The 22,022-nt window shown below is 35.7% G+C and carries 31 protein-coding genes and 1 pseudogene; 18 read left to right on the top strand and 14 right to left on the bottom strand.

The window, feature by feature from the left end:
- Positions 1-39: 39 nt before the first annotated feature.
- From ACK4R1_RS12655 to ACK4R1_RS12640, 4 genes are all read right to left on the bottom strand, one after another.
- Positions 40-534, bottom strand: coding sequence for a CAP domain-containing protein (locus ACK4R1_RS12655; RefSeq protein ID WP_409687606.1), 495 nt, complete (start codon positions 532-534; stop codon positions 40-42).
- Between the two features lie 316 nt (positions 535-850).
- A complete protein-coding gene (pdxH, locus tag ACK4R1_RS12650; protein ID WP_409687603.1) occupies positions 851-1,507 on the bottom strand; it encodes a pyridoxamine 5'-phosphate oxidase in 657 nt (218 codons plus the stop codon).
- A gap of 149 nt (positions 1,508-1,656) precedes the next feature.
- Positions 1,657-2,565 (bottom strand): ribonuclease Z, encoded by a 909-nt coding sequence (locus ACK4R1_RS12645; RefSeq protein WP_409687599.1) that lies wholly within the window; start codon positions 2,563-2,565, stop codon positions 1,657-1,659.
- A 6-nt stretch (positions 2,566-2,571) separates the two neighbouring features.
- The gene (locus ACK4R1_RS12640; RefSeq protein WP_409687596.1) at positions 2,572-2,904 is read right to left on the bottom strand and encodes a ribonuclease Z; all 333 of its coding nucleotides are present in this window, start codon (positions 2,902-2,904) and stop codon (positions 2,572-2,574) included.
- 300 nt (positions 2,905-3,204) lie between these two features.
- Between ACK4R1_RS12640 and ACK4R1_RS12635 the strand changes: the two genes are divergently transcribed.
- Positions 3,205-3,576: a hypothetical protein gene (locus ACK4R1_RS12635; RefSeq protein ID WP_409687592.1), complete on the top strand. Its 372-nt coding sequence runs from the start codon at positions 3,205-3,207 to the stop codon at positions 3,574-3,576.
- A 78-nt stretch (positions 3,577-3,654) separates the two neighbouring features.
- Here the strand turns inward: ACK4R1_RS12635 and ACK4R1_RS12630 are convergent, their stop codons facing one another.
- The 7 genes and pseudogenes from ACK4R1_RS12630 to ACK4R1_RS12600 all read right to left on the bottom strand — a co-directional run bounded on the left by ACK4R1_RS12630 (position 3,655) and on the right by ACK4R1_RS12600 (position 7,799).
- The gene (locus ACK4R1_RS12630) at positions 3,655-4,197 is read right to left on the bottom strand and encodes a Smr/MutS family protein (protein ID WP_409687589.1); all 543 of its coding nucleotides are present in this window, start codon (positions 4,195-4,197) and stop codon (positions 3,655-3,657) included.
- Positions 4,187-4,372 carry a hypothetical protein gene (locus ACK4R1_RS12625; protein WP_409687586.1) on the bottom strand — a complete coding sequence of 62 codons (186 nt, stop codon included), beginning with the start codon at positions 4,370-4,372 and terminating at the stop codon, positions 4,187-4,189. Before ACK4R1_RS12625 ends, ACK4R1_RS12630 begins: the two co-directional genes overlap by 11 nt.
- Before the next feature lie 62 nt (positions 4,373-4,434).
- A complete protein-coding gene (locus ACK4R1_RS12620; protein ID WP_409687583.1) occupies positions 4,435-4,893 on the bottom strand; it encodes a DUF5362 family protein in 459 nt (152 codons plus the stop codon).
- 42 nt (positions 4,894-4,935) lie between these two features.
- Positions 4,936-6,216 carry an ornithine--oxo-acid transaminase gene (gene rocD, locus ACK4R1_RS12615; protein WP_409687580.1) on the bottom strand — a complete coding sequence of 427 codons (1,281 nt, stop codon included), beginning with the start codon at positions 6,214-6,216 and terminating at the stop codon, positions 4,936-4,938.
- Between the two features lie 139 nt (positions 6,217-6,355).
- Positions 6,356-6,490: pseudogene (locus ACK4R1_RS12610) on the bottom strand (four helix bundle protein); the annotation flags it as partial.
- Positions 6,491-6,521: 31 nt separating this feature from the next.
- Positions 6,522-7,223: a DUF1003 domain-containing protein gene (locus ACK4R1_RS12605; protein ID WP_409687577.1), complete on the bottom strand. Its 702-nt coding sequence runs from the start codon at positions 7,221-7,223 to the stop codon at positions 6,522-6,524.
- 27 nt (positions 7,224-7,250) lie between these two features.
- Positions 7,251-7,799 (bottom strand): DUF1697 domain-containing protein, encoded by a 549-nt coding sequence (locus ACK4R1_RS12600; protein WP_187660355.1) that lies wholly within the window; start codon positions 7,797-7,799, stop codon positions 7,251-7,253.
- A gap of 76 nt (positions 7,800-7,875) precedes the next feature.
- On the opposite strand from ACK4R1_RS12600, the gene rlmD reads away from it, so the two are divergent.
- The 3 genes from rlmD to ACK4R1_RS12585 all read left to right on the top strand — a co-directional run bounded on the left by rlmD (position 7,876) and on the right by ACK4R1_RS12585 (position 10,657).
- On the top strand, positions 7,876-9,288 hold the full coding sequence (rlmD, locus tag ACK4R1_RS12595; RefSeq protein WP_409687574.1) for a 23S rRNA (uracil(1939)-C(5))-methyltransferase RlmD: 1,413 nt from the start codon (positions 7,876-7,878) through the stop codon (positions 9,286-9,288).
- A gap of 114 nt (positions 9,289-9,402) precedes the next feature.
- Positions 9,403-9,912, top strand: a complete 510-nt coding sequence (locus tag ACK4R1_RS12590) for a DUF6452 family protein (protein WP_409687571.1) — start codon at positions 9,403-9,405, stop codon at positions 9,910-9,912.
- Positions 9,884-10,657 (top strand): DUF6048 family protein, encoded by a 774-nt coding sequence (locus ACK4R1_RS12585; protein ID WP_409687568.1) that lies wholly within the window; start codon positions 9,884-9,886, stop codon positions 10,655-10,657. Before ACK4R1_RS12590 ends, ACK4R1_RS12585 begins: the two co-directional genes overlap by 29 nt.
- On the opposite strand, the gene ACK4R1_RS12580 is transcribed toward ACK4R1_RS12585, so the two are convergent.
- Entirely contained in the window at positions 10,658-10,888 is a 231-nt protein-coding gene (locus ACK4R1_RS12580) for a hypothetical protein (protein WP_409687565.1), read from the bottom strand. It abuts the gene before it with no gap.
- A gap of 103 nt (positions 10,889-10,991) precedes the next feature.
- On the opposite strand from ACK4R1_RS12580, the gene ACK4R1_RS12575 reads away from it, so the two are divergent.
- From ACK4R1_RS12575 to ACK4R1_RS12550, 6 genes are all read left to right on the top strand, one after another.
- Entirely contained in the window at positions 10,992-11,207 is a 216-nt protein-coding gene (locus tag ACK4R1_RS12575; protein WP_409687562.1) for a hypothetical protein, read from the top strand.
- 64 nt (positions 11,208-11,271) lie between these two features.
- Entirely contained in the window at positions 11,272-12,015 is a 744-nt protein-coding gene (locus tag ACK4R1_RS12570; RefSeq protein ID WP_409687559.1) for an NYN domain-containing protein, read from the top strand.
- 162 nt (positions 12,016-12,177) lie between these two features.
- On the top strand, positions 12,178-12,531 hold the full coding sequence (locus ACK4R1_RS12565; protein ID WP_409687556.1) for a hypothetical protein: 354 nt from the start codon (positions 12,178-12,180) through the stop codon (positions 12,529-12,531).
- Positions 12,532-12,670: 139 nt separating this feature from the next.
- Positions 12,671-14,191 (top strand): redoxin domain-containing protein, encoded by a 1,521-nt coding sequence (locus ACK4R1_RS12560; protein ID WP_409687553.1) that lies wholly within the window; start codon positions 12,671-12,673, stop codon positions 14,189-14,191.
- Entirely contained in the window at positions 14,188-14,436 is a 249-nt protein-coding gene (locus ACK4R1_RS12555) for a redox-active disulfide protein 2 (RefSeq protein ID WP_409687550.1), read from the top strand. Before ACK4R1_RS12560 ends, ACK4R1_RS12555 begins: the two co-directional genes overlap by 4 nt.
- Before the next feature lie 183 nt (positions 14,437-14,619).
- Positions 14,620-15,030, top strand: coding sequence for a lipocalin family protein (locus ACK4R1_RS12550; RefSeq protein ID WP_409687547.1), 411 nt, complete (start codon positions 14,620-14,622; stop codon positions 15,028-15,030).
- Here ACK4R1_RS12550 and ACK4R1_RS12545 read toward each other — a convergent pair whose 3' ends face one another.
- Positions 15,031-16,194 (bottom strand): class I SAM-dependent RNA methyltransferase, encoded by a 1,164-nt coding sequence (locus ACK4R1_RS12545; protein WP_409687544.1) that lies wholly within the window; start codon positions 16,192-16,194, stop codon positions 15,031-15,033.
- Between the two features lie 154 nt (positions 16,195-16,348).
- On the opposite strand from ACK4R1_RS12545, the gene ACK4R1_RS12540 reads away from it, so the two are divergent.
- From ACK4R1_RS12540 to ACK4R1_RS12505, 8 genes are all read left to right on the top strand, one after another.
- On the top strand, positions 16,349-17,092 hold the full coding sequence (locus ACK4R1_RS12540) for a class I SAM-dependent methyltransferase (RefSeq protein WP_409687541.1): 744 nt from the start codon (positions 16,349-16,351) through the stop codon (positions 17,090-17,092).
- Positions 17,093-17,761 (top strand): ZIP family metal transporter, encoded by a 669-nt coding sequence (locus ACK4R1_RS12535; RefSeq protein WP_409687537.1) that lies wholly within the window; start codon positions 17,093-17,095, stop codon positions 17,759-17,761.
- Between the two features lie 53 nt (positions 17,762-17,814).
- Entirely contained in the window at positions 17,815-18,627 is an 813-nt protein-coding gene (gene murQ, locus ACK4R1_RS12530; RefSeq protein ID WP_409687534.1) for an N-acetylmuramic acid 6-phosphate etherase, read from the top strand.
- A gap of 1 nt (position 18,628) precedes the next feature.
- Complete coding sequence (locus ACK4R1_RS12525; RefSeq protein WP_409687531.1) at positions 18,629-19,315, top strand: hypothetical protein; 687 nt, start codon at positions 18,629-18,631, stop codon at positions 19,313-19,315.
- Between the two features lie 11 nt (positions 19,316-19,326).
- Positions 19,327-19,794, top strand: coding sequence for a hypothetical protein (locus ACK4R1_RS12520; RefSeq protein ID WP_409687528.1), 468 nt, complete (start codon positions 19,327-19,329; stop codon positions 19,792-19,794).
- A gap of 4 nt (positions 19,795-19,798) precedes the next feature.
- Positions 19,799-20,026, top strand: a complete 228-nt coding sequence (locus ACK4R1_RS12515; protein ID WP_409687525.1) for a DUF6095 family protein — start codon at positions 19,799-19,801, stop codon at positions 20,024-20,026.
- A gap of 159 nt (positions 20,027-20,185) precedes the next feature.
- On the top strand, positions 20,186-20,554 hold the full coding sequence (locus tag ACK4R1_RS12510) for a DNA topoisomerase IV (protein ID WP_409687522.1): 369 nt from the start codon (positions 20,186-20,188) through the stop codon (positions 20,552-20,554).
- 33 nt (positions 20,555-20,587) lie between these two features.
- A complete protein-coding gene (locus ACK4R1_RS12505; RefSeq protein WP_409687519.1) occupies positions 20,588-21,361 on the top strand; it encodes a TerC family protein in 774 nt (257 codons plus the stop codon).
- A 73-nt stretch (positions 21,362-21,434) separates the two neighbouring features.
- On the opposite strand, the gene ACK4R1_RS12500 is transcribed toward ACK4R1_RS12505, so the two are convergent.
- Complete coding sequence (locus ACK4R1_RS12500) at positions 21,435-22,016, bottom strand: hypothetical protein (protein ID WP_409687516.1); 582 nt, start codon at positions 22,014-22,016, stop codon at positions 21,435-21,437.
- Positions 22,017-22,022 lie beyond the last annotated feature (6 nt).

The following is a 22,022-nucleotide window of genomic DNA, read 5'->3' as shown; positions in this document are numbered from 1 at the left end:
TTTTTCGATCTGTCAAAATCAAACAAAACAATAATCAAACTATTTTTTTATTAACATATTAGTGTAATATTTTCTTCCGGTGTCCGGATTTGTTGTAACTGAAATTCCAAAGTGCGTGTAGTCACCTTCTATGTTAGCTTTGTGCGCCGGACTGTTTAACCAAGCCGCAAAGGCGCTTTCGGCAGTTTGATAATTGTAAGCGATATTCTCGCCTACTTTCTCTGCTCCTAATACTCTGATTAAATTATCAGAACGTTGTTGGAAGTAATCGTGATTAAACACATTTTTTTCAATCATGTAATAATTGTGCTCTTCTGATTTGTAAGAGATGTGATTGATTACTTGAAGGGTGTTTAATCCTTGACTTTGACGGTAGTCGTTAATTAGTGTAACTAATTTTAACTCGGTCTCGTTGTAATTGTAGGTTGTTACAACTTGTTTGTCTTCAGTAGTGCCTTCTGAGTCAGAAGAACAAGATACCATAGTGAACACGATTGCTAGGGGCAACAATGCTCTAAACATTTTTGCTTTCATAGTAGTAGGTTAAGTTTTTAATAAAGTAGATGTGGGGCAAACACTTTATTTCGATTAATTTTGACAGTTTTTAATAAAGTAGATGTGGGGCAAACACTTTATAGTTTTTAAGAACGTATTGTTTTATTTTGTTAGACAATATTAGCACAAACATCGATTAAAACACAAATAAAATCGATGAAATACATGTTTACTCAAATATTATAAGATAAATTCTTACTTAAATGCATTTCGTCGATATTTTTTTTGATATTCACAAAACTAAAAAACCACTCCGAGGAGTGGTTTATATAATTTTCAGCTTTATTTATATGATTTAAGGAGAAAGCCTGTCGATTTGCCAAACATAATCTTCTTTGAGTGTGTATCTTATTCTGTCATGCAAACGGTTTGGACGACCTTGCCAAAATTCTACTTCAACCGGACGCACTAAAAAACCTCCCCAATAATCTGGTCTTGGAATGGGTTTCCCATCAAATTCATTTTCGAGTGCTTTTAATTTTTCGTCTAAATATTCTCTTGACGGAATGGTTTCACTTTGTGAAGAAACGATGGCGCCTAACTTGCTTCCATCAGGTCTTGAATCAAAATAGTTGTCGGAAATGATTTCCGATGTTTTTTCGGCAATTCCTTTGATGATTACTTGTCTCTCCATACTGTGCCAAAAGAAGGACAAACAAATATTCGGATTGTTGAGTATGGCTTTTCCTTTTTCGGAATTGTAGTTGGTATAGAAAATGAATCCTTCTTCGTTGAATTTTTTGAGCAGCACTACTCTACTCTTTGGAAATCCGTCTAAGCCAATCGTAGCTACTGTCATAGCGTTAACCTCTTCTCCCGAAGCTTCGGGACCTCCAAATTCTTCGGTTTCGTAGAACCATTTGTGGAAAAGGTTAATCGGATCTTCTGGAATATTGGTTTCCAGGAGTTCGCTCTTTTCGTATGATTTTCTGTAATTGCTTAAGTCTTTCATTGTAGATTGTGCTTGTAAGTGGTAAAGTTACTAAGTTTTCAGAAACAAATAAGGATAACTTTTTAGCCCTGATAGGAATGGAAATCCTCGAAGAGATTGGAATGGATAGCAGGAATTGCCATCACCGATAAATCCCGAACCCTTCGCTCCTATCCAAAATCGAATACTTTCCCGTCATCGCCTAACAATACGTTTGGGAAAATGGTTTCAGCTTCTTCCTTGAACAACTCGATGCTGCTGTAACGCGTGCTGTAGTGCCCGAGGAGCAATTGTTTGACGTTGGCCAACTTGGCAATTCTCGCGGCTTCTTTGGCGGTGCTGTGCATGGTTTTCTCGGCTTTATCTGCTTCGGATTCGAGGAAAGTGGTTTCGTGGTACAAAACGTCTACATCCTGAATTAGTGGAATAATGGATTCATCATACATCGTATCGCTGCAAAAGGCGTAGTTTTTGGTCGGTTCAGGATCGAATGACAACTCAGCATTGGGAATTATTTTTCCGTTGTCGAGCGTAATATCGCCGCCGTATTTTATTTTTCTGAAGTAGGCAGTATCTATTTTATATTTCTCAACTGCTTCTACATTGAGTTTTCGCTCTTTGGGTTTTTCTTGAAACAAAAAACCGTTGGTGTAAACGCGGTGTTTTAGCGGAATGGTTTTGACTATGACTTTTTCGTCTTCAAAAATCACTTCGCTTTCTTTGGATTCTAATTCATGAAAATACAAATTGTAACCGGTAAACGAATTGGAATACCGCAATTGTAAAAGAATTATTTCTTTGATGCCTTTGGGTCCGTAAACATGTAAGTCGGTTTGGCGGTTTAATAACATAAAAGTAGAAATCAATCCAACCAATCCATAAAAATGGTCGCCGTGCAAATGCGAAATGAAGATGTGATTGATCTTGGAGAACTTGAGTTTGTTTTTGCGCAGTTGTACTTGTGTTCCTTCACCGCAATCAATTAGAAACATTCGGTTGCGAATTTCTAATATTTGTGAAGTTGGATTGGTTATGGTTCTGGGTGTGGCTGCGTAGCAACCCAATATGGTTAATTTCATAATGGTTTAAAATCCTAAATCGCGCTCAATTTCCTCCATTTCTATAATATCGTGTGCTTCTAAAAGTGTTGGCACCAAGATGATGTTTTTTGGCACCGCATTAAAGTTAACATTATCAGCTACAAGCACTATGGACTTCTTTTGTTTTTGGTGGTTTTTAATTAATTCGGTAAACGACTTTACGTCATCCATTTTTAAATGCTTGTCATGCGTCAAGTCTAAAATAAGATTGGTGTTTTTATAGCTGTTGTATTCGTGAGTGAATTTGGACAGAAACTCTTGAGTTTGCCCATGAGTATCTTTAATAATAGTGGTATGACCTTTTTGCTCGACTTTCATTTTGAGGATAAATATTTAATACGAAGCTAATTTAGTAAGATTTTGCCATTTTTTGGCATTTGTACAAAGGTTTGTGATTTGAATGTTGCAGTTCATAGAATTTATTGGTTTTTCATCGGTGAAATACACGTTTTTTTAACATTTTATAGACCAACTGCACGATAAAAACGCTGAAAACCCCCGAATTCATTGAATTTGTCGATTAAACGACTTTTGGGGTTAGTTATCGAAAAAATTTCTGTTGCCAATAGTCTTGAAGTAGTTTTGACCAAGAAATCAGAAAGAAATTAAAACACGATTATGAAAACAACCAATAACACAGTAGCTCAAAAAAATGTAACCAACGTTAGATTATTTGTTTTATTCGTTTTATTAGTATTATCAAGCAATGGTGTTTTTGGTCAAGAAGTTAAAACTACAACTGTAGCTGAGACCACTTCAACTGAAGTTTCAATTGTTGAAAATAAAGGAATGGTTATCACAACAGAAAACACAATTGCTTCAATGGATTTCGCAGTATGGTTTATGGGAACTAACAAAACTACTTCAGGTAGCAAATCAAATGTAAGTTTCAGCAAAAAAGCCTTAATCAACTCTGGCATCAATACTAACAGCGTTTTAATCAGATCGTTTTTGAAAAAAGTTAGTACATCAGAAAGCAGCGTTGCTTAATTCAATTTTAAGTTAAGTTTGGATTAAATATAATTTGGTTAGTTTTAAAAGAAAAGTCTCGATGCCACGAGACTTTTTTTATTTTATATTTTGTTTGAAATAGACTTCAGTTGCACCTTGACCATATTTTTGATAATTCGCATCTTGAAAAGTGACGTTGTCATATCTTCCCAACATAAAGTCGAGTTCCGATTTTAAAATACCTTCGCCTACTCCGTGAATAAAAACGATTTTAGGAATTCTGTTTCTGATGGCGAACTCGATGTGGCGTTTTGCTGTTTCGATTTGTAATGTCAATATATCATAGTTACTCATTGACTTGTAACTCTTTACCAACTTTTCAATGTGTAAATCAAAATCGGGAACCGGTATTTCTTTTTTAGACTTCTTTTCGGTATTGGTATAATTAGGTTTGGGGATTTCTTTTTCAGAGATGATTTGACTTTTATTAAAGCTGAAATTCATATCACTAGTATTCCCAACTTTGATTAACTCATTACTTTTAAAGGTCAAATTAAAACCATCGGTAGTTTCAATAGTTACTTCATTGCCTTTCACGTCAACTACAATGCCATCAATGGCATCGTCAAGTACCGAAACTTTATCGCCTTTAGTTATCATTTTCTTCGTCTGTTTCTGAGTGTTTACTTGGTGTTTTGGCACTCAATCGCATCATACCATACATAAAGATAACAATCGCGATAATCATGATATAGCGATTGGGAGTTTCTTTGCTTTGTTCGTATAAACCAATGCCTATCGCGACAATCATTAACGGAAGGATTATTTTTTTCATACTCCAAAAATAAAAAAAACCGACTAAAATAGCCGGCTTTCAGTAAGTATATTTTAGTATAATTACATTGCTCCGCTAGCCATGCTTGCTGCAAATATGATTATTCCAATAAAAATTAAAGCATAAAGGCTTAGAAGAACAATTGTTAGTATCCCAACAAATTTATAATGTGATTTTAAATTCTCAAGAGCTTCTGCCAATACTTCACTATTGTTAAAGTTTAAAGCTTCTTTAATTCCTTTTGAATATTTATACAAATAAAGAACAGGGAAAAAATAAAGAGCTGCCATGACAACATAAATGATTCCGATATAACTTTTAAATCCACCCATTGGATTGTAAGCGCCAAAATCGGGTTCGTCAGGGATTGCAGATAATGAAATTACGGCAATTGCACCACCTATCAGCATTAAGCCAATAAAAATAAATCCTACGATTGATAGAAACATAGTCCATTTGGCGGTTTGTCGCAATGAATCAATGGCTAAATCATTTAAGGTCAAAATGTTTTGGTCTTCCATAATAAAGAGAGTTTTGAATTGGTTTATAAATTGGTTAATTGTTTACTTTTCAAATTGTTTTAAAGTATTAATAATGATGGAAACACAATCGAGTAATTGTTCCTCATTCATTACTAATGGCGGTGCAAAACGAATAATATTGCCGTGCGTAGGTTTGGCTAACAAACCATTTTCTGCTAATTTCATACAGATATTCCAAGCCGTATCACTTTCTTCGGTATCATTGATTACTACAGCATTCAACAATCCTTTGCCACGCACTAGTGTAGCAATGTTAGAAGTCTCAATATATTTAGCTAATTCTCTACGGAAAATTTCACCTAATCTTCTGGCATTTTGGGCTAAATGTTCTTCGCTAACCACATCCATCGCCGCCATAGCAACTGCTGCAGCAATCGGATTTCCTCCAAAAGTTGAACCGTGTTGTCCTGGCTTAATCACATTCATAATTACATCATTGGCCAACACTGCTGATACAGGGTAAGCGCCGCCTGACAAAGCTTTGCCTAAAATTAAAATATCCGGAGTTACATAACTTGATTGCTTCTCACATTTATTTTCACAAGTACAATTGCCACAAACCGCTAATAAAGAACCGGTTCTGGCAATGCCTGTTTGTACTTCATCGGCTATGAATAAAACGTTATTGGCTTTACACAAGGCTTTAGCTTTCGCCAAATAATCTTCGCTTGGTACATAAACTCCTGCTTCTCCTTGAATTGGTTCTACCAAGAAACCTGCAATATTTTTTGAAGACGTAATGGCTTTTTCCAAAGCGTCCAAATCGTCGTAAGCTATTTTGATAAATCCGGCGGTGTAAGGTCCGAAGTTTTTACGGGCATTTTCATCATTGGAAAACGAAATAATGGTAGTCGTTCTTCCGTGGAAATTACCATCGCAAACAATGATTTGTGCTTCATTTTCAGGAATGCCTTTTTTCTCGTAAGCCCATTTTCTACACAATTTCAAAGCAGTTTCCACGGCTTCGGCACCGGTATTCATGGGTAATACTTTATCAAAACCAAAATATTTGGTGATAAATTCTTCGTAAACACCTAATTTATCATTGTAAAAAGCCCTTGATGTAAGCGTTAAAGTTTGCGCTTGTTCCATCATCGCACCGACAATTTTCGGGTGACAATGACCTTGGTTTACCGCAGAATAAGCTGAAAGAAAATCATAGTATTTTTTGCCTTCTACATCCCAAACATAAACACCTTCTCCTCTATTCAACACAACCGGTAACGGATGATAATTGTGTGCTCCATACTTGTTTTCTAGGGCAATAGCGTCTGCTGAAGTTAATTTTTCTAAAACTGACATTGTAATTCAAATTTGTAACCTAATCTCGTTATAGGTTATTTAATAAAACATTATTCCTTCTTTTGGAGAGAAATCATCCCTATCAATAGCAAAAGTATGATTTAATTACGAATTATAAATTACGAATTACGAATTGTTGGCCCTCAGATGTTCCAGAGCGCAAAAGTTGTTTACTTAAAATAAACTCTTTTTTATCTTCACGCAACCGTTGACAAACTTTTACAATTCTAACTGCAAAAGCATAACTCTTAATCTGAATCACATTTTCTTTCATAAATTCCTAATTCGTAATTTAAAATTCGTAATTATTTCTTGATTCTTTCTAAAATATCATTCATCATCTCAATCTGCACTTTCTGAATTTCGATTAACTCTTGTTGTTGGTGCATGATTAAATGGTCTACTTTTTCATCGAGCATTCTGATTTCTAGTTCTGATTTTAAGTTGATCATATAGTCTTTCTTAGCGCGTTCTCTGTCTTTTTCTTCTTGTCGGTTTTGGCTCATCATGATGATTGGCGCTTGTAAGGCTGCCAAACAGGACAAAATCAGGTTCAGTAAAATAAACGGATAAGGATCAAAACCTTTATTCAGTAAAATATATACATTGGAACCAATCCAAATCAAAATAAAAATGAAAAACGAAATGATAAACGTCCAGCTTCCGCCAAAATCGGCTACTTTATCGGCAATGACTTGACCGAAAGTGCGATTATCGACTTCGTCTTCTACTTTAGAAACAAACGATTTGTCATCGGTTAATGATTTGATAACATTTTTATGCAAATCGGTCAACTCACCTACTTCTGATTGTAGAAATTGGGCAATGTATTTTTCTCTGTAAACGTTAAGTTCGCTATTGGCAATACAACCATTGGAATCAAATTCAGGATAATCCTTTTTGATTAAATCGAAGATTGAAGTCCGAATCGATTTTCCCCAAACCCTTTCGTGTTCCGGAAATTCTACTCCTGAAATAGTGCTTTTAAAAGTGACTTTTGAACTCATGATGCTTATTTATGGACTAAATTACAACTATTCGCGCTCTTCAAACATTTCCAACAACTTATTTACCGTGTTCCAATTTCGAGTTGTTGAAACTACGTTCATGCTCTTCTCAATCCACTTGTTGTCCAATCTGGTTTTGGCCGGAGAAACATCGTATTTTAAATATATTCTTTTACCGTCTAATTGGATTTCATCGGGTTTGATAAAATTTAAATTGAGTTGGGTAATCATATTCTCAGGCAATTCCGAAGAGATAAAAGACACATACAATTTCTTCAAATCGACACTTTCGTCATTTAGGAATAAGTTTCGGTCCAAACATGCCTGCAAATCTTCTTTCCCAATAACAATCACCGGAACATCATGGCCAAATTCTTTGAAAATTTCTTGTTTAATTAGAAACCCAACTTTCCCAGGACTTTCCTCTTCAGTATCCACAAACACATTTCCAGATTGGATATACGTCACCACATTGGTAAACCCAATGCCTTCGAGCGCTTTTTTCAAAGCGACCATGTTTATCATTTTGTGACCGGAGACGTTGATGCCGCGGAGAAGGGCTAAGTGGGTGTGCATACTTTTAATTTTCCACTAATTTATATTTTTTTCTTAAATCCCATTTAAGTTTTCTCCAATAGTTTATTTTTGCGCTATGGGAAGAAAACAAACCAACAAAGTCATTTTTGAAAACATAACCGTTTTAGATGCAGGTGCCAAAGGCGTATCGGTCGCTAAAGCACCTGAAGGTCAAATCATTTTTATACCCAATGTCGTTCCGGGCGACGTGGTAGATGTGCAAACGCTTAAAAAACGCAAAGCCTATTTTGAAGGTAAAGCCATTAAATTTCATGAGTATTCTACCGACCGAGTGGAACCAGTCTGCCAGCATTTTGGTGCTTGTGGTGGTTGCAAATGGCAGAATATGAACTATGACAAACAATTATTTTACAAAAACCAAGAAGTTTTTAATAACCTAAAACGCATTGGTAAAATTGAATTGCCTGATTTTGAACCGATTTTAGGTTCGGAAAAACAGTTCTTCTACCGTAACAAAATGGAATTCGGGTTTTCCAACACGCGTTGGATGACCGATGCCGAAATCCAATCCGGTGTTGAGTTTGACAATAAAAATGCTTTAGGTTTCCATATTCCGCGCATGTGGGACAAAATACTAGACATCGAGAAATGTCATTTACAAGAAGATCCATCGAATGCTATTCGCAATGAAATAAAGCGTTTTGCTACGGAGAATAATTTAGAGTTCTTTAATGCCCGTAGTCACGAAGGTTTGTTGCGCACACTGATGATTCGCACCGCTTCTACCGGAGAAATTATGGTATTGCTTCAATTTTACAAAGAAGATAAAGCGCAACGCGAATTGTTGTTGAATCACATTCACGCCACGTTTCCACAAATTACGTCTTTGCAATATGTGATTAACGGCAAAGCTAACGATACTTTGTATGATCAAGACATTAAGTTGTTCAAAGGCAGAGATTATATTTTGGAAGAAATGGAAGGTTTACACTTTAGCATAAATGCGAAATCTTTCTACCAAACCAATTCGGACCAAGCCTACGAATTATACAAAATCACTCGAGAATTTGCAGGATTGACCGGCAATGAAGTCGTTTACGATTTATACACCGGAACCGGAACCATTGCACAATTCGTTTCCAAAGAAGCGAAAAAAGTCATTGGAGTCGAAGCTGTTCCCGAAGCGATTTTTGATGCCAAAGAAAACGCCAAGCGCAACAGCATTACCAATTGTGAATTCTATGTTGGTGACATGAAAAACGTATTCAACGACGATTTCATCGCACAGCACGGACAACCTGATGTGATTATCACTGATCCGCCAAGAGATGGCATGCACAAAGACGTCGTAGAACAAATCCTGAAAATTGCTCCTGAAAAAGTAGTTTATGTCAGTTGTAACTCGGCGACACAAGCACGAGACTTAGCTTTGATGGATGAAAAATACAAAGTAACGCGCGTTCGTCCGGTTGATATGTTTCCGCAAACCCATCACGTGGAAAATGTTGTACTTTTGGAGAGAAGATAGTTTACAGTTAGCAGTCGCTGTAGGCAATAAAAACTGTAAACTGAGACTGAGACTGACCCGAGGCATGGCAAAATTGTATGGAGCGCAGCGGAATAAAAACTCAAATAAACAAATATGAAAAAGATATTTTTACTGTTTTTACTTGCCATTTCGTTTTCCGCTTGTGAGAAAGATGACATTTGTATTGATGAAACTACACCTCGATTGGTTTTAGAATTTTATGACGATGCCAGTCCGGCGAACACCAAAAATGTTACGGGTTTAAAAATTAAAGGCGAAGGCGCCATTGGCGACTTAGTTTTAGGAACTTTCAGTGGCGTGAGTAAAATATATTTACCCCTGAAAACCAATGACGACATTACAAAATACAGTCTGATATTAAATAGTGCCAGTACTAATCCATTAGTAATCAATGAAGATTTTCTTCAATTTAATTACACCCGTGAAAACTTTTATGTTTCCAGAGCATGTGGTTATAAAACTATTTTCGAGTTGTTAAGTTTTCCGGCCGGAGTAATCCAAACTGAACCCGAGACACCCGATTTGCCATGGATAAGAAGTTACAGCATACAAACCACTAACATTGAAACTGAAAATGAAGTACATATCAAAATTTACTTTTAGTATTGCTTTGGTATTGCTTTCATTAACGAGCAATGCCCAAAAGGAAACCAAAGCAAAGAAAGACAGCATTCCGCCCAAAATGGAGCGTTATGGCTTAAGACTTGGTGTCGATTTGTTCAAACTTACCCGTTCGTTTTACGAAAAAGACTATCGAGGATTGGAAATTGTAGGCGATTATCGCTTGACTCGTAAGCATTATTTAGCAGCCGAAATTGGAAACGAAGACAAAACCGTTGATGATGCACAATTGAACTTTACCACTAAAGGAACTTACATTAAAGTAGGTTTTGATTACAACAATTATCAAAATTGGTTGGATATGGAAAACATTATTTCCGTTGGTTTGCGCTATGGTGTGAGTAGTTTTAGCCAAACCTTGAACAGCTATCAAATTTATGACCCCAATAATCAATACTTTGGAGAAGCGCCAACGGTTTATCCCAATGAAGAATACAAAGGATTATCCGCACAATGGATTGAAGTCGTGGCCGGTGTTAAAGCGGAAGTATTCAATAATGTATTTGTAGGTTTCAGTTTTAGATTAAACCGATTGGTAACTCAGAAACAGCCTAGTAATTTCGAAAACCTATACATTCCGGGCTTTAACCGAACTTATAACGGTGATTTTGGGGTTGGATTTAACTATACGGTTTCTTATTTTATTCCGCTTTACAAATCAACAGTTAAGGCCAATACCAAAGCAGATAATAAAGCCAAAGCTGCTAAAAATCAAAAAAAGAAATAGCTACAACTGCTTAATTCCTTTAATAAATATCCACTTCATAAAAATCTTTTCTCCGCTTTGGGTTTTGATGGCTTGAAATTTTGGTGCCAAAATTGTTCCTACAACAAAGGAGGTAATTGGTAACCAAAGTCTGGTTAGACCTGAGTAATGCATGAGTAGAATATAAACTATTATAAAGATTGTACCAAATCCTAGAAAGTTATACAACAGAGCTTTTATTTTGTTATTCATCCCTTTTTGTTTTGTGTGCCAAAGATACTCAATTATTCAAAGGGTCAAAACCATTAAAATTAGTAATTTTATAGTAGTTTAAAAACACTTAAACTTTAGCATTATGAAAACACTCAATCAACTCATGCAAGACATCATTCAACTCACCACTGAAATAGAAACCCAATATCCTGAACTATACAAATACCTGAGCGAAACACCTTTGTCATTATGTGAAACCTCTTCGGAAAGGGTTCATACTACTGAACTCGTACAATATTTGGAAACTTTAAAGTCGCAATTGCAACACCATATCGAAACGCATAACGGCAAAAAATAAGGGATCAAATGTATATTGATTTTAAAAGACTACTTTTATTGTTCAAAACAACATACTATTTAAAATGGAAAACACCAAATTCAATATAGCCGTATTAATTGACGGCGACAACGCCCAACCCAAACTAATCAAAGAAATACTAGAAGAAGTTTCCAAATACGGCAAAGCAACCATTCGTAGAATTTATGGAGATTGGACGCAATCGCAAATGAACGGTTGGAAAGAAATCATCAACCAATATTCTATAAGTCCGGTGCAGAAATTTGCATACACAACCGGCAAAAACTCAACCGACAGTTCGATGATTATTGATGCAATGGATATTTTACACAGTAAAAATATAGATGGTTTTTGCATCGTTTCCAGCGATAGTGATTATACCGGTTTGGCCAAAAGAATCCGTGAAGAAGGTTTATTCGTCATGGGCATCGGGCAAAAGAAAACACCAAGCGCTTTTGTACAATCTTGTGAAATTTTTACGTTTAGCGAAAATTTAGTGCCTCAAATTGAAAAACAACCTAAAGCAAAAACCAAAACCAATACCAAAGAAACTTCTCCCAAAGAAACAGTTCCTGTAAACAAAGTCAATCTATCCATCATAGACAAAGCCTTTGAAATTTCAACTAATGAAGAAGATGAAGCTTATATTTCACATGTTGGTACCAATTTGAGGAAAATCGATCCAAGTTTCGATTCAAGAACTTATGGTTACCGTAATTTGACCAAACTTTTTGAAAGTATCAGCAAATACCAAGTGGTCAAAAATGAAGTCAACGGCCTAAATCATCCTTTAGTAAGATTAAAGTAATTATTGACTGATGCAGTTCGTCGGTTTAATTTTATTTTTCTTACAGTAAATACCTCACAAGCTTATATTAGTCGGTATGTTTTTGTTAATTAACATTTCTTTTTCAAAGGAATTGTTACTTTTGTAGTACCCAAATTTACACAAACTTAAACTTACCCTATTATGAGCAGTATCTATAATTACAGTATTGACTTAAAAAACGAGAAAAAAACGGCAAAAATTGTTGTCCTTAAACAACTTTCTCAAAACAGCAAAGAAATTAACACCCTAGAATTTCCGAGCAATGACATAGATCTGATTATTGATGCGCTTCACCAATCAAAAAGAAACATTATTGGATTGAATGGTCATGCCAGCAATGACGAAAATATAAATCCAATTATATTAGATACTTTAGTAGAACTGTTTTTTTCAGGAATCCGCATCGCTGATTTATCTGCGCAATACAACTTATCAGAATCATTGATTAAAAATAACTTAGAAAGAAAAGGTATCGTTATTTTTGATGAATTTTAATTTTGTAACCCATAAAAATGACAAAAAACACTCAAATAATGGGTGTTTTTGTTTTTTAAGCAAACTTTAAAAGTCAGTGTGTTTTATATTTAAAAAATAGATTATTTTTGAATACCTAAAAACCAAAGAGAGTTTGTATATGAAGAAATTATTAGCCGTATTAATTATTTGTTGCGCTTCTTTTTATGCTAATGCCCAAAAGGGTTACGAAATTACAATCGATTTAAAAAACTGTAATGACACACTGGCCTATCTTACTTTTTATCGATTTGACAAAACTTTAATCAAAGATACTTGTACTACTATCAAAAACGGTCGAATTGTTTTTAAAGGCAAATCCAAATTAGACAAGGGAATTTATTCATTGGTTAGCCAACAAAAGACAATACTCTTCGACTTCTTCATCGATGATGACACGCAAAAACTGGAACTCAAAAGTGAAATGGGTGCTAGTTTAAATAAAGATTTAACGGCAGTTAACTCGGCCAGACAAAACGACTTTTTTAAATACCTCAAGTTCCTTGGCGAGCAAAACAAAACTTTTTTAGAATACAAGCAAAAAACAGTTTTAGCTACTAAAAGTGATTCTTTGGCATTCGCCCAAAAACAAAAAGAGCTCGAGCAAAGCATAGTTGATTATGAAGAAAATTTTATTGCCCAAAACAAAGGAAGCTACATCGCCGATGTAATCAACTTGAAAATGGAAAAAAGCCTGAAAAATGTACCCAATGCTTCAAACGGCAGACCGGATAGTATTGCAGTTTACAAATTTTACAAAGAAAACTTTTGGCGAAACGTTGATTTTAAAGACGATGCCATGATGCGAAATCCTTTCTTGTTTAGCAAATTAAAAACCTATTTCGATAAAGTTATCTTGACTCATCCGGATTCGGTTTGTGTCGAAATTGACCGTATACTTTTAAAAACAAAACCCGAGAGTTTGATGTACAAATTGCTTTTGGCGCATTTCACATACACTTATGAAACCTCAAAAATCATGGGATTTGATAAAGTATTTGTTCATATTTCCGATCAATATTTCAAAACCGGTAAAGCCAATGGTATTTATGATGATGCTGATGTTGTACAAAGAATCATCAAACGTGCGGATAAAATGAAACCCTTATTGATTGGTGCCAAAGCGATAGATTTATCCATGATTCGGGCCGAAGATTTTCCTAAGTTCAAAGCGATGGGTTTTGAAGACGCCAAAAACAGTGACGAAATGACCAAAGTATTCTATAAAAACGTCAACGAAGTCAACAAAATGTTCGTCAAGTTAAGCGAAGTCAAAGCCGATTATACTATTCTGGCATTTTGGGACGTAGACTGCGGTCATTGTCAGAAAGAAATTCCGGTACTGGTCAAAACTTACAACGAATTGCTTCAAGAAAAAAAAGATGTTAAAGTTTACAGTGTTTACACCTTACACGAAGGAGAAAAATACCTAAAATACATAGCCGATAACAAACTGCCATTCATCAACTTATACGATGGCGCACATTACAATAATGTTATTGAAAAATACGACGTCTACTCAACTCCGGTAATTTATATCTTGGATAAAAACAAAGTCATCAGAGCTAAAAGAATTGATGCGTCAAACGTAAAATCAATCATAAAGGCTTTAGAAGCCGAAGACAAAAACCTAAAATCATGAAAAAAGAACCGGAACTTTCAACACTAACTGTTGAAGAACTCGAAAAAAGAGCTAAAACTACCAAAATTGCATCCGGTTTTCTATTGGGTGTTTTATTGGTACAATTTGCCGTTGGTGTCTATTTGACTTTCCAGCAAAGATTTAATGTCTTTGTAATTATACCGGTGGCTTTTCTTCCTTTAATCATTCTCAACTTTAATAATCTGAAAAAGATAAAAGAAGAAATTGCTAAGAGAAATAGTTAAATTTTAGGTCGTTCAAAATATATTTTTTAATTTTAGTCATCTGATTTAAAGGTAAAAATATAAATCTTGTCTTTTTCTATACTCTAAATGTGTTAAGTTAAAGCCTATCCTCAAAAGACAATGTTTTGATTTTATTTCAAATGCTCGGTAAATGGGCTTGTTGTAACATTAAAATAGAACATTATGAGAACAATCTTTCTATTTCCGAAACTCTTTATTGTTTTTCTCTTATCCTGCTCAGATTCAGATTGTGAAGATGATGTTGCTGTGGCAGATATTAATAAATTATATGGGGAATGGACACTCCAAAAAAGTGAACTCAACGGTCAAGAAGTAAACTCTTATAATCAAATAGAATTTACGATAGACAACTCAGTAGAATTTACCCATCAATTTGAAGGACAAAACAGCCATCAAGTTGATGATATTGGTAATTATTATATAGTAGAAAATACACTTATCGTCAATTGGGAAAATAACACCAATGGTCATTCGGTTACCAAATACCATATTTTAGAACTAACCGAAACCAAACTTAAATGGAAAATCGTCGTTCCGCATGTTGGCACACACATCGAAACTTTTTCTAAATGATTACTCTTCTGTATTTTGAAATTTAGTTCGCTTACTGCCTTCGTACATTTCGTATTTCACTAAACGCGCTTCTAAACTTCCGTTAAAAAGTTTGATTTTGCGAGAAGGTCGAAGTCCAACAAATTTTAGTGCTTCCAAATTACCGGTAATAAACCAAGCATTGGTATTTGGATAATTGTTCTTTAAAGTATCGCCTAACTCACGGTAAAAACGTTCCAATTCGATATCTAAACGTTCTCCGTATGGCGGATTAAAAACCATATGCAATGGTCCGGCCGTTTCCTTTTTAGTATCAAAGAAATTCGCCTGACTAATTGTTATATAATCATCCAAATTAGCATTGCGAATATTGTCTTTGGCTTTCTGAACGGCACTTGGCGCTTTATCGTAACCAATGATGTTATGGTGGAATTCTTTGGTGCGTTTCATCAATGCATCGATAATTTGGTCAAACAAATCGTTGTCCCAATCGTTCCATTTTTCAAAAGCAAATTCTTTTCTATTGATATTCGCCGGAATATTACAAGCAATCATAGCAGCTTCCGCCAAAATGGTTCCCGAACCACACATCGGATCTAAAAAATCAGAACTGCCGTCCCAACCTGATAATAACAACATTCCTGCCGCCAAAACTTCGTTAATCGGAGCGATATTGGTTGCTGTTCGATAACCTCGGTGATGCAATGAAGCTCCCGAAGTATCCAGCGCTACCGAACATTGGTCACGATCGATATGAATATTAATTCTTAAATCAGGAAAGTCTTTGTCAACACTCGGACGTTGTCCGGTTTTATCACGAAATTGGTCTACGATAGCATCTTTAGCTTTTTGAGAAACAAACTGAGAATGTTTAAAGTGATCCGAATGAATGGTAGTATCAATGACAAAAGTCTGGTTAGCGTTCATGTACTTACTCCAATCAATCCCTTGAATACCTTTGTACAAACTTTGGTCGTTAAAAGCTCTGAAATGGTAAATAGGTTTTAAGATTTTCAAGGCAGTTCTCAAGGACAAATTGGCTTTGTACATAAAACCTTTATCACCTTTGAAACTCACAGCTCGTGTACCAATTTCGACGTCTTGTGCGCCCAATTGCTGTAATTCTTTGACCAATATTTCTTCAAAACCAAAAAAGGTTTTGGCTACCATTTTAAAATTCTCCATAAAAACTTTGTGAATCTCTGCGAAAATCTCTGTGAATCTCTGTGTAATAACTATTTTTAAGTTACTAAAAGAAGACACAAAGTCGGGCAAAGTTTAATTTCTGTGGCAAAAATACATTAATTTTGCGGGTGAAGAATTCATTTGAAAAGAATAAATGTCAGATATAACAAATCCTAATCCAAAAAATTGGTACGCTTCCTGGTTTGATACACCTTATTACCACATTTTATATAAAGACCGAAACTACCGTGAAGCGCAAATCTTCATGGACAATCTTACCCATTATTTAAACTTACCCGAGAAAGCCAAAGTGCTTGATTTAGCTTGTGGCAAAGGCCGTCATTCTATTTATTTAAACCAATTGGGTTATGATGTAATTGGTGCCGATTTATCCGAAAACAGTATAGCCGAAGCGAATAAGAATGCGAATGAAACTTTGCACTTTGTGGTGCATGACAAACGCGAACCTTATGAAGATAAGTTTGATGCCATCTTTAATTTGTTTACCAGTTTTGGTTATTTTGAAAAAGAAGAAGACAATTTGCAAACTTTAGTGGCTATCAAAGACAGTTTATCGGAATACGGTTTTGCGGTAATTGATTTTATGAATGTCTACACGGTTTTAGAAAACTTAATTCCGGAAGAAACCAAAGAAGTTGACGGCATTACTTTTCACATCAAACGCAGTCATAAAGACCATTTCATCATCAAAGAAATTGATTTTGAAGCCGATGGCCAAACCTTTCACTTTGAAGAAAAAGTAAAAGCCTATACTTTAGAAGATTTCCAACGCATGATGGATGAAGCGGGTATTTATTTATTGGATACTTTCGGAGATTATAGGTTGAAGAAATTCCACAAGAATACGAGTGAGAGATTAATTATGATTTTCAAATAAATGAATTACATACTTCCCTTATTATCAGTTCTTTTGGGTTATGCAATTGCATTAATCATTAAACCTAAAAAGAAAAACAATCTCAAACTGTTATTGGCGTTTAGCGGTTCATTTTTGCTTTCCATTACCGTGATGGATTTGTTACCAGAAGTCTATGAAAGTCATTCGCACAGCGTTGGAATCTTCATCATGATCGGGATTTTATTCCAAATCATTTTAGAGTTTTTCTCCAAAGGCGCAGAACACGGTCACGTTCATGGTCACGACAAAATCAAGCAAATGCCTTGGTTGTTGTTTATTAGTTTGTGTATTCATGCTTTTTTAGAAGGATTTCCGGTTGGGCATCACCACGATCTGGCCTACGGTATTGCGATTCACCACTTGCCTATCGCCATAATTCTGACCACCTTTTTCCTCAATGCGGAATTGAATAAAACAGCCTTGTTTGTTTTCATGATTTCATTTGCTTTAATGACACCATTGGGAACATTCGTTTCAGATTCGGCACCGGTAATTACACAATATTATACCGAAATCACAGCAGTTGTCATTGGAATTCTATTCCATATTTCGTCAACGATTATCTTTGAAAGCAGCGAAGGACATAAGTTTAACATTGCTAAGATTTCGATGATTATTTTGGGAATTTTGTTGGCATGTTTTGTTTAGAAATCTGAAGAAAACTCAGTAACTTAGCCACTCAGAACCTTAGCCACTCAAAAATGAGCTTCACCAAAACCACCGAACAATCCTCACATTACGAAAGTCTCGAACAAATGTCGGTTTCAGACTTGTTAACCAACATCAACAACGAAGACAAAACCGTGCCTTTCGCGGTGGAGAAAGCTTTGCCACAAATTGAAACTTTGGTTACTCAAATTGTGGCCAAAATGAAACTCGGCGGCAGATTGTTTTACATCGGTGCCGGAACTTCAGGAAGACTTGGTATTGTGGATGCTTCCGAGTGTCCGCCAACCTTTGGTGTTCCTTTTGATTTGGTTAACGGAATTATCGCCGGCGGTGACAAAGCCATTCGCAAAGCGGTTGAATTTGCCGAGGACGATAAAAACCAAGCTTGGAAAGATTTAGTCGCTGAAAATATAACAGAGAATGATGTCGTAATCGGAATCGCAGCTTCAGGAACAACTCCTTATGTGATTGGCGGTTTGGAAAAATGTCATGAAAATAATATCATCACCGGTTGCATTACTTGTAATGAAGGAAGTCCGTTAGCATTGACTGCACAATTTCCGGTTGTGGTAGTGGTTGGACCCGAATTCGTAACCGGAAGTTCCCGAATGAAAGCCGGAACCGCTCAGAAATTGGTTTTGAATATGATTTCTACCGCGACGATGATTCAGTTAGGACGTGTGAAAGGCAACAAAATGGTTGATATGCAATTGAGCAACGTAAAACTCGTTGACCGCGGCGTTCGTATGATTATGGGAGAAATTCCGGTAAGTTATGAAGAAGCTTCGGTTTTGTTAGAAAAACACGGAAGCGTTAGAAAAGCGGTTGAAGCTTATCAAAGTTAATATGAAGAAAGCGCTCAAAATAGTTTTCTTTTTAATTGTTGCTACGACCATTGGCATTTATGCGTATCGCAATTCTGTTCGCGCTTCTGTCGTTGAATACAAATCGGAACTAGATGCTGATGATTATCCCAAAACCTTGGATAGTATCAAACAAATCAGAAGAAATTTGAAAGGTAAAAGCAATGCCGAAATAGCCAAAGCATTTACCAACCAACTGACCAATAAAATATTCCCTTACTGGTATGGCACGAATTGGGATTTCAACGGAACTTCTCAAAAGCCAAACGAAGGCAACATTGCTTGCGGTTATTTTGTGACAACGACTTTGAGAGATTTGGGTGTTGACATCAACCGAGTAAAATTAGCCCAATGCGCTTCTGAGGAAATGATAAAAAAATTGGTTTCAGAAGACAATATTTATCGTTTTTCGAACAAAAGCATTCAGGATTTTGAAAAGACTTTAAAAGAAAAAGGCAACGGTATTTATGTAGTTGGATTAGACAATCACACCGGATTTTTATATTTATCCGATGAAGGCAATTACTTTATCCATTCCAGTGGTGCGCGACCGTTTAAAGTGGTTAAAGAAAAGTTTAACGAATCGGCTTTATTAATTAAATCAAAATACCGAGTGGCAGGCAAATTATCTTCGGATAAACAATTGCTTTCTAATTGGACTAAATCCTAAAATAGTCAACCATGAAAAAAATCTTACTTCTAATTGTATTATGGCTTACTGCGACTTCCTATTCCCAACAAATGAGTTTAGAAAAAGGCAAATTTTATCTCGGCGGCAACCGAATTGACAGTCGACAAGCCCGAAATTTATTTGCTACCAATGTCAAAGCTGCTGCGTTATACAAACAAGCACAATCTAAAGAAGCTTTGGGCGGATTTTTATTAGGATTAGGCATTGGCTTAACCGTTGGTGATTTGGCTATTGGATTGTTTTCTGACAAAGATTATCCTTCGGGTTTGACCTACGCTGGATTGGGTTCGATTGCGGTTTCTGTGCCGATACTTTCAGGAAGAAAGAAACGATATAATGAAGCGATTGAAATTTATAATTCGGAGCACAAAGAATTAAAACTAGGCGCCACAAACCACACTATTGAACTCAATGCAGTTTCGAATCAAAACGGCTTTGGTTTACAATTAAAATTTTAAAATTATGGCAATCAACAAACCGCTACTCGACAAAGGAATTAAATATATGCTTTACGCTTTACCATTGATGTTCATTGGTCCGAGTGTCATTTATAACGCCTTCATCAACAAACAAAATGTGTGGCATTGGTTGGTTTTAGCGATTGGTATTTCCCTTTGTGGTTGGGCTGTTTATTTTATGTTCAAAGGAATCAAAACATTAACCGATGCATTGTTTGAAAACGATAAATAACAAAAAATTCTATTATAAACTAAAGCCCTAGCCCGGATTCCTTCGGCAGTCGCTTCGCTCGTGTGCAGTGTAAATCCTTTTTACTATTTTCCAGGAACAAAGTGCAAGGAAAATAGTAAAAAGATTGCAACGAAAAGCCGGAAATAGCTCCTAATAAAAATGAAAAAAATATTACTCCTTATTGCTTTAACCCTTGTGTCTTGCTCAGAAAAAGAACGCAATTGTGCTGATTTCAAAACCGGAACCTTCGAATTTTCGCAAGAAATCAATGGTAAGAAAGTCACTTCTAATTTCACACGGACTGAAACTTTGCAAATAGAAACCTTTAATGGTAAAACCGATACGGCTTCGGTTCGTTGGGTAAATGACTGTGAATTTGTATTGCAAAAATTGCATCCGAAAACCATGAACGAAAAGAAAGCCATTAGTATGAAAATTTTGTTTACTAAAGACAATACCTATACCTTTGACTATTCTTTTGTAGGCGATGCGCAAAAACAACGCGGCACGGTGACAAAATTGAAATAAACCTTTTAACCGATACAAACTTAATTTACAAACATGGAAGTATTTTTAAATCCCGATGCTTGGATTGCACTTTTAACCTTAACTTTTTTAGAAATTGTTCTCGGAATTGACAACATTATCTTTATTTCAATCGTCACCGGGAAACTTCCTCAAGAAAAACGAAAAAAAGCCACGCGAATTGGTTTGTTTTTAGCCATGTTCATGCGAATTGGATTGTTGTTCGGAATCACATTGTTGATAGCAATGAAAGCGCCTTGGTTTAGCATTGATTGGGGTTGGTTTAGCGCCAGTTTCACCGGTCAAGCTATTATTTTGTTGCTTGGTGGTATCTTCCTGATTTACAAAAGCACCAAAGAAATTCACGAAAAAGTTGACCATAAAGGTGAAGAAGAAAAAGATTTGAAAACTTCGGCTGCGAAATCATTCAGCAATGTGATTGTCCAAATTCTTTTAATCGATTTAATCTTTTCGGTTGACAGTATTTTAACTGCGGTTGGAATGACTAATGGTGTGGAAGGCGCTATTTACATAATGGTTACAGCTGTAATCATTTCGGTTGGTGTGATGTTATTGTTTGCCGTTCCGGTAGGTAATTTTGTCAATGCCAATCCATCGATTCAAGTATTAGGATTAGCGTTTTTAATTCTAATCGGATTCATGTTAATTACCGAAAGTATGCATTTATCTAACGCTTCATTGGCCGGACAACACGTTGGTGTCGTTCCAAAAGGGTATTTGTATTTTGCCATTGCGTTCTCATTAGCGGTGGAATTCGTTAATATGAAAATGCGCAAAAAGAAATCTTAATATTAAATAAAAAAACTCCCAAGTGATTGGGAGTTTTTTATTAAGGTACTTATTTATTTTATAATTATTTGGTTTAATTCCCTACCGCTGTTCCAGTTACATTCATTTCAACCGGCACTGTACCTGTTACAACAAAATTATCATCATACTTTCTATAACTTCCGGTATATTGAATGGTGTATGAATTATTACCATTATCAGTTATTGTAATTGTAGCTGCTGTAGTTGGGTTGTTTGCATCATTTTCAATTTGTTGGCTCATAATATTTACAACCTGAAGCGATGATGTCCATCCTAAACAACCTCTATTGTTTGTTTGAATAAATGTTTCCATATCATCTGAACCAGCATCATCAGTATCATAAATCGTATAAGTTCCACTTATGCTTTCGGTTGGTTTTCTAAATAAATCGAAACTTACACTTGCCGTTTTAGACGTACCCTTAAGTCCGGATACCGTAAAACTTGTCCTTACCATGTTTTGAGCAGGTATATTCTGAGTTAATAAAATAATTCCGCCCGAAGGCTGTATTGTGAAAGTTTCATTGTTGACTTTAAAAGTGGTACCTCCTGAAGAGGAGCTATCGTCACTGCTACAGGAAAAAAGTAATACTGCAAATGATAAAAATAAAATAGATTTTGTTAATTGCTTCATGTTTTT

Source organism: Flavobacterium sp. (assembly GCF_046293665.1).
Lineage (GTDB): Bacteria > Bacteroidota > Bacteroidia > Flavobacteriales > Flavobacteriaceae > Flavobacterium.
This window is presented reverse-complemented; position numbering and strand designations above follow the sequence as displayed.

What these genes read in the sequence shown, in the direction of transcription:
- ACK4R1_RS12655 (WP_409687606.1), bottom strand. Translation starts at nt 534, where the DNA reads ATGAAAGCAAAAATGTTTAGAGCATTGTTGCCCCTAGCAATCGTGTTC.
- pdxH (WP_409687603.1), bottom strand. Translation starts at nt 1,507, where the DNA reads ATGAAAGACTTAAGCAATTACAGAAAATCATACGAAAAGAGCGAACTC.
- ACK4R1_RS12645 (WP_409687599.1), bottom strand. Translation starts at nt 2,565, where the DNA reads ATGAAATTAACCATATTGGGTTGCTACGCAGCCACACCCAGAACCATA.
- ACK4R1_RS12640 (WP_409687596.1), bottom strand. Translation starts at nt 2,904, where the DNA reads ATGAAAGTCGAGCAAAAAGGTCATACCACTATTATTAAAGATACTCAT.
- ACK4R1_RS12635 (WP_409687592.1), top strand. Translation starts at nt 3,205, where the DNA reads ATGAAAACAACCAATAACACAGTAGCTCAAAAAAATGTAACCAACGTT.
- ACK4R1_RS12630 (WP_409687589.1), bottom strand. Translation starts at nt 4,197, where the DNA reads ATGATAACTAAAGGCGATAAAGTTTCGGTACTTGACGATGCCATTGAT.
- ACK4R1_RS12625 (WP_409687586.1), bottom strand. Translation starts at nt 4,372, where the DNA reads ATGAAAAAAATAATCCTTCCGTTAATGATTGTCGCGATAGGCATTGGT.
- ACK4R1_RS12620 (WP_409687583.1), bottom strand. Translation starts at nt 4,893, where the DNA reads ATGGAAGACCAAAACATTTTGACCTTAAATGATTTAGCCATTGATTCA.
- rocD (WP_409687580.1), bottom strand. Translation starts at nt 6,216, where the DNA reads ATGTCAGTTTTAGAAAAATTAACTTCAGCAGACGCTATTGCCCTAGAA.
- ACK4R1_RS12605 (WP_409687577.1), bottom strand. Translation starts at nt 7,223, where the DNA reads ATGAGTTCAAAAGTCACTTTTAAAAGCACTATTTCAGGAGTAGAATTT.
- ACK4R1_RS12600 (WP_187660355.1), bottom strand. Translation starts at nt 7,799, where the DNA reads ATGCACACCCACTTAGCCCTTCTCCGCGGCATCAACGTCTCCGGTCAC.
- rlmD (WP_409687574.1), top strand. Translation starts at nt 7,876, where the DNA reads ATGGGAAGAAAACAAACCAACAAAGTCATTTTTGAAAACATAACCGTT.
- ACK4R1_RS12590 (WP_409687571.1), top strand. Translation starts at nt 9,403, where the DNA reads ATGAAAAAGATATTTTTACTGTTTTTACTTGCCATTTCGTTTTCCGCT.
- ACK4R1_RS12585 (WP_409687568.1), top strand. Translation starts at nt 9,884, where the DNA reads ATGAAGTACATATCAAAATTTACTTTTAGTATTGCTTTGGTATTGCTT.
- ACK4R1_RS12580 (WP_409687565.1), bottom strand. Translation starts at nt 10,888, where the DNA reads ATGAATAACAAAATAAAAGCTCTGTTGTATAACTTTCTAGGATTTGGT.
- ACK4R1_RS12575 (WP_409687562.1), top strand. Translation starts at nt 10,992, where the DNA reads ATGAAAACACTCAATCAACTCATGCAAGACATCATTCAACTCACCACT.
- ACK4R1_RS12570 (WP_409687559.1), top strand. Translation starts at nt 11,272, where the DNA reads ATGGAAAACACCAAATTCAATATAGCCGTATTAATTGACGGCGACAAC.
- ACK4R1_RS12565 (WP_409687556.1), top strand. Translation starts at nt 12,178, where the DNA reads ATGAGCAGTATCTATAATTACAGTATTGACTTAAAAAACGAGAAAAAA.
- ACK4R1_RS12560 (WP_409687553.1), top strand. Translation starts at nt 12,671, where the DNA reads ATGAAGAAATTATTAGCCGTATTAATTATTTGTTGCGCTTCTTTTTAT.
- ACK4R1_RS12555 (WP_409687550.1), top strand. Translation starts at nt 14,188, where the DNA reads ATGAAAAAAGAACCGGAACTTTCAACACTAACTGTTGAAGAACTCGAA.
- ACK4R1_RS12550 (WP_409687547.1), top strand. Translation starts at nt 14,620, where the DNA reads ATGAGAACAATCTTTCTATTTCCGAAACTCTTTATTGTTTTTCTCTTA.
- ACK4R1_RS12545 (WP_409687544.1), bottom strand. Translation starts at nt 16,194, where the DNA reads ATGGAGAATTTTAAAATGGTAGCCAAAACCTTTTTTGGTTTTGAAGAA.
- ACK4R1_RS12540 (WP_409687541.1), top strand. Translation starts at nt 16,349, where the DNA reads ATGTCAGATATAACAAATCCTAATCCAAAAAATTGGTACGCTTCCTGG.
- ACK4R1_RS12535 (WP_409687537.1), top strand. Translation starts at nt 17,093, where the DNA reads ATGAATTACATACTTCCCTTATTATCAGTTCTTTTGGGTTATGCAATT.
- murQ (WP_409687534.1), top strand. Translation starts at nt 17,815, where the DNA reads ATGAGCTTCACCAAAACCACCGAACAATCCTCACATTACGAAAGTCTC.
- ACK4R1_RS12525 (WP_409687531.1), top strand. Translation starts at nt 18,629, where the DNA reads ATGAAGAAAGCGCTCAAAATAGTTTTCTTTTTAATTGTTGCTACGACC.
- ACK4R1_RS12520 (WP_409687528.1), top strand. Translation starts at nt 19,327, where the DNA reads ATGAAAAAAATCTTACTTCTAATTGTATTATGGCTTACTGCGACTTCC.
- ACK4R1_RS12515 (WP_409687525.1), top strand. Translation starts at nt 19,799, where the DNA reads ATGGCAATCAACAAACCGCTACTCGACAAAGGAATTAAATATATGCTT.
- ACK4R1_RS12510 (WP_409687522.1), top strand. Translation starts at nt 20,186, where the DNA reads ATGAAAAAAATATTACTCCTTATTGCTTTAACCCTTGTGTCTTGCTCA.
- ACK4R1_RS12505 (WP_409687519.1), top strand. Translation starts at nt 20,588, where the DNA reads ATGGAAGTATTTTTAAATCCCGATGCTTGGATTGCACTTTTAACCTTA.
- ACK4R1_RS12500 (WP_409687516.1), bottom strand. Translation starts at nt 22,016, where the DNA reads ATGAAGCAATTAACAAAATCTATTTTATTTTTATCATTTGCAGTATTA.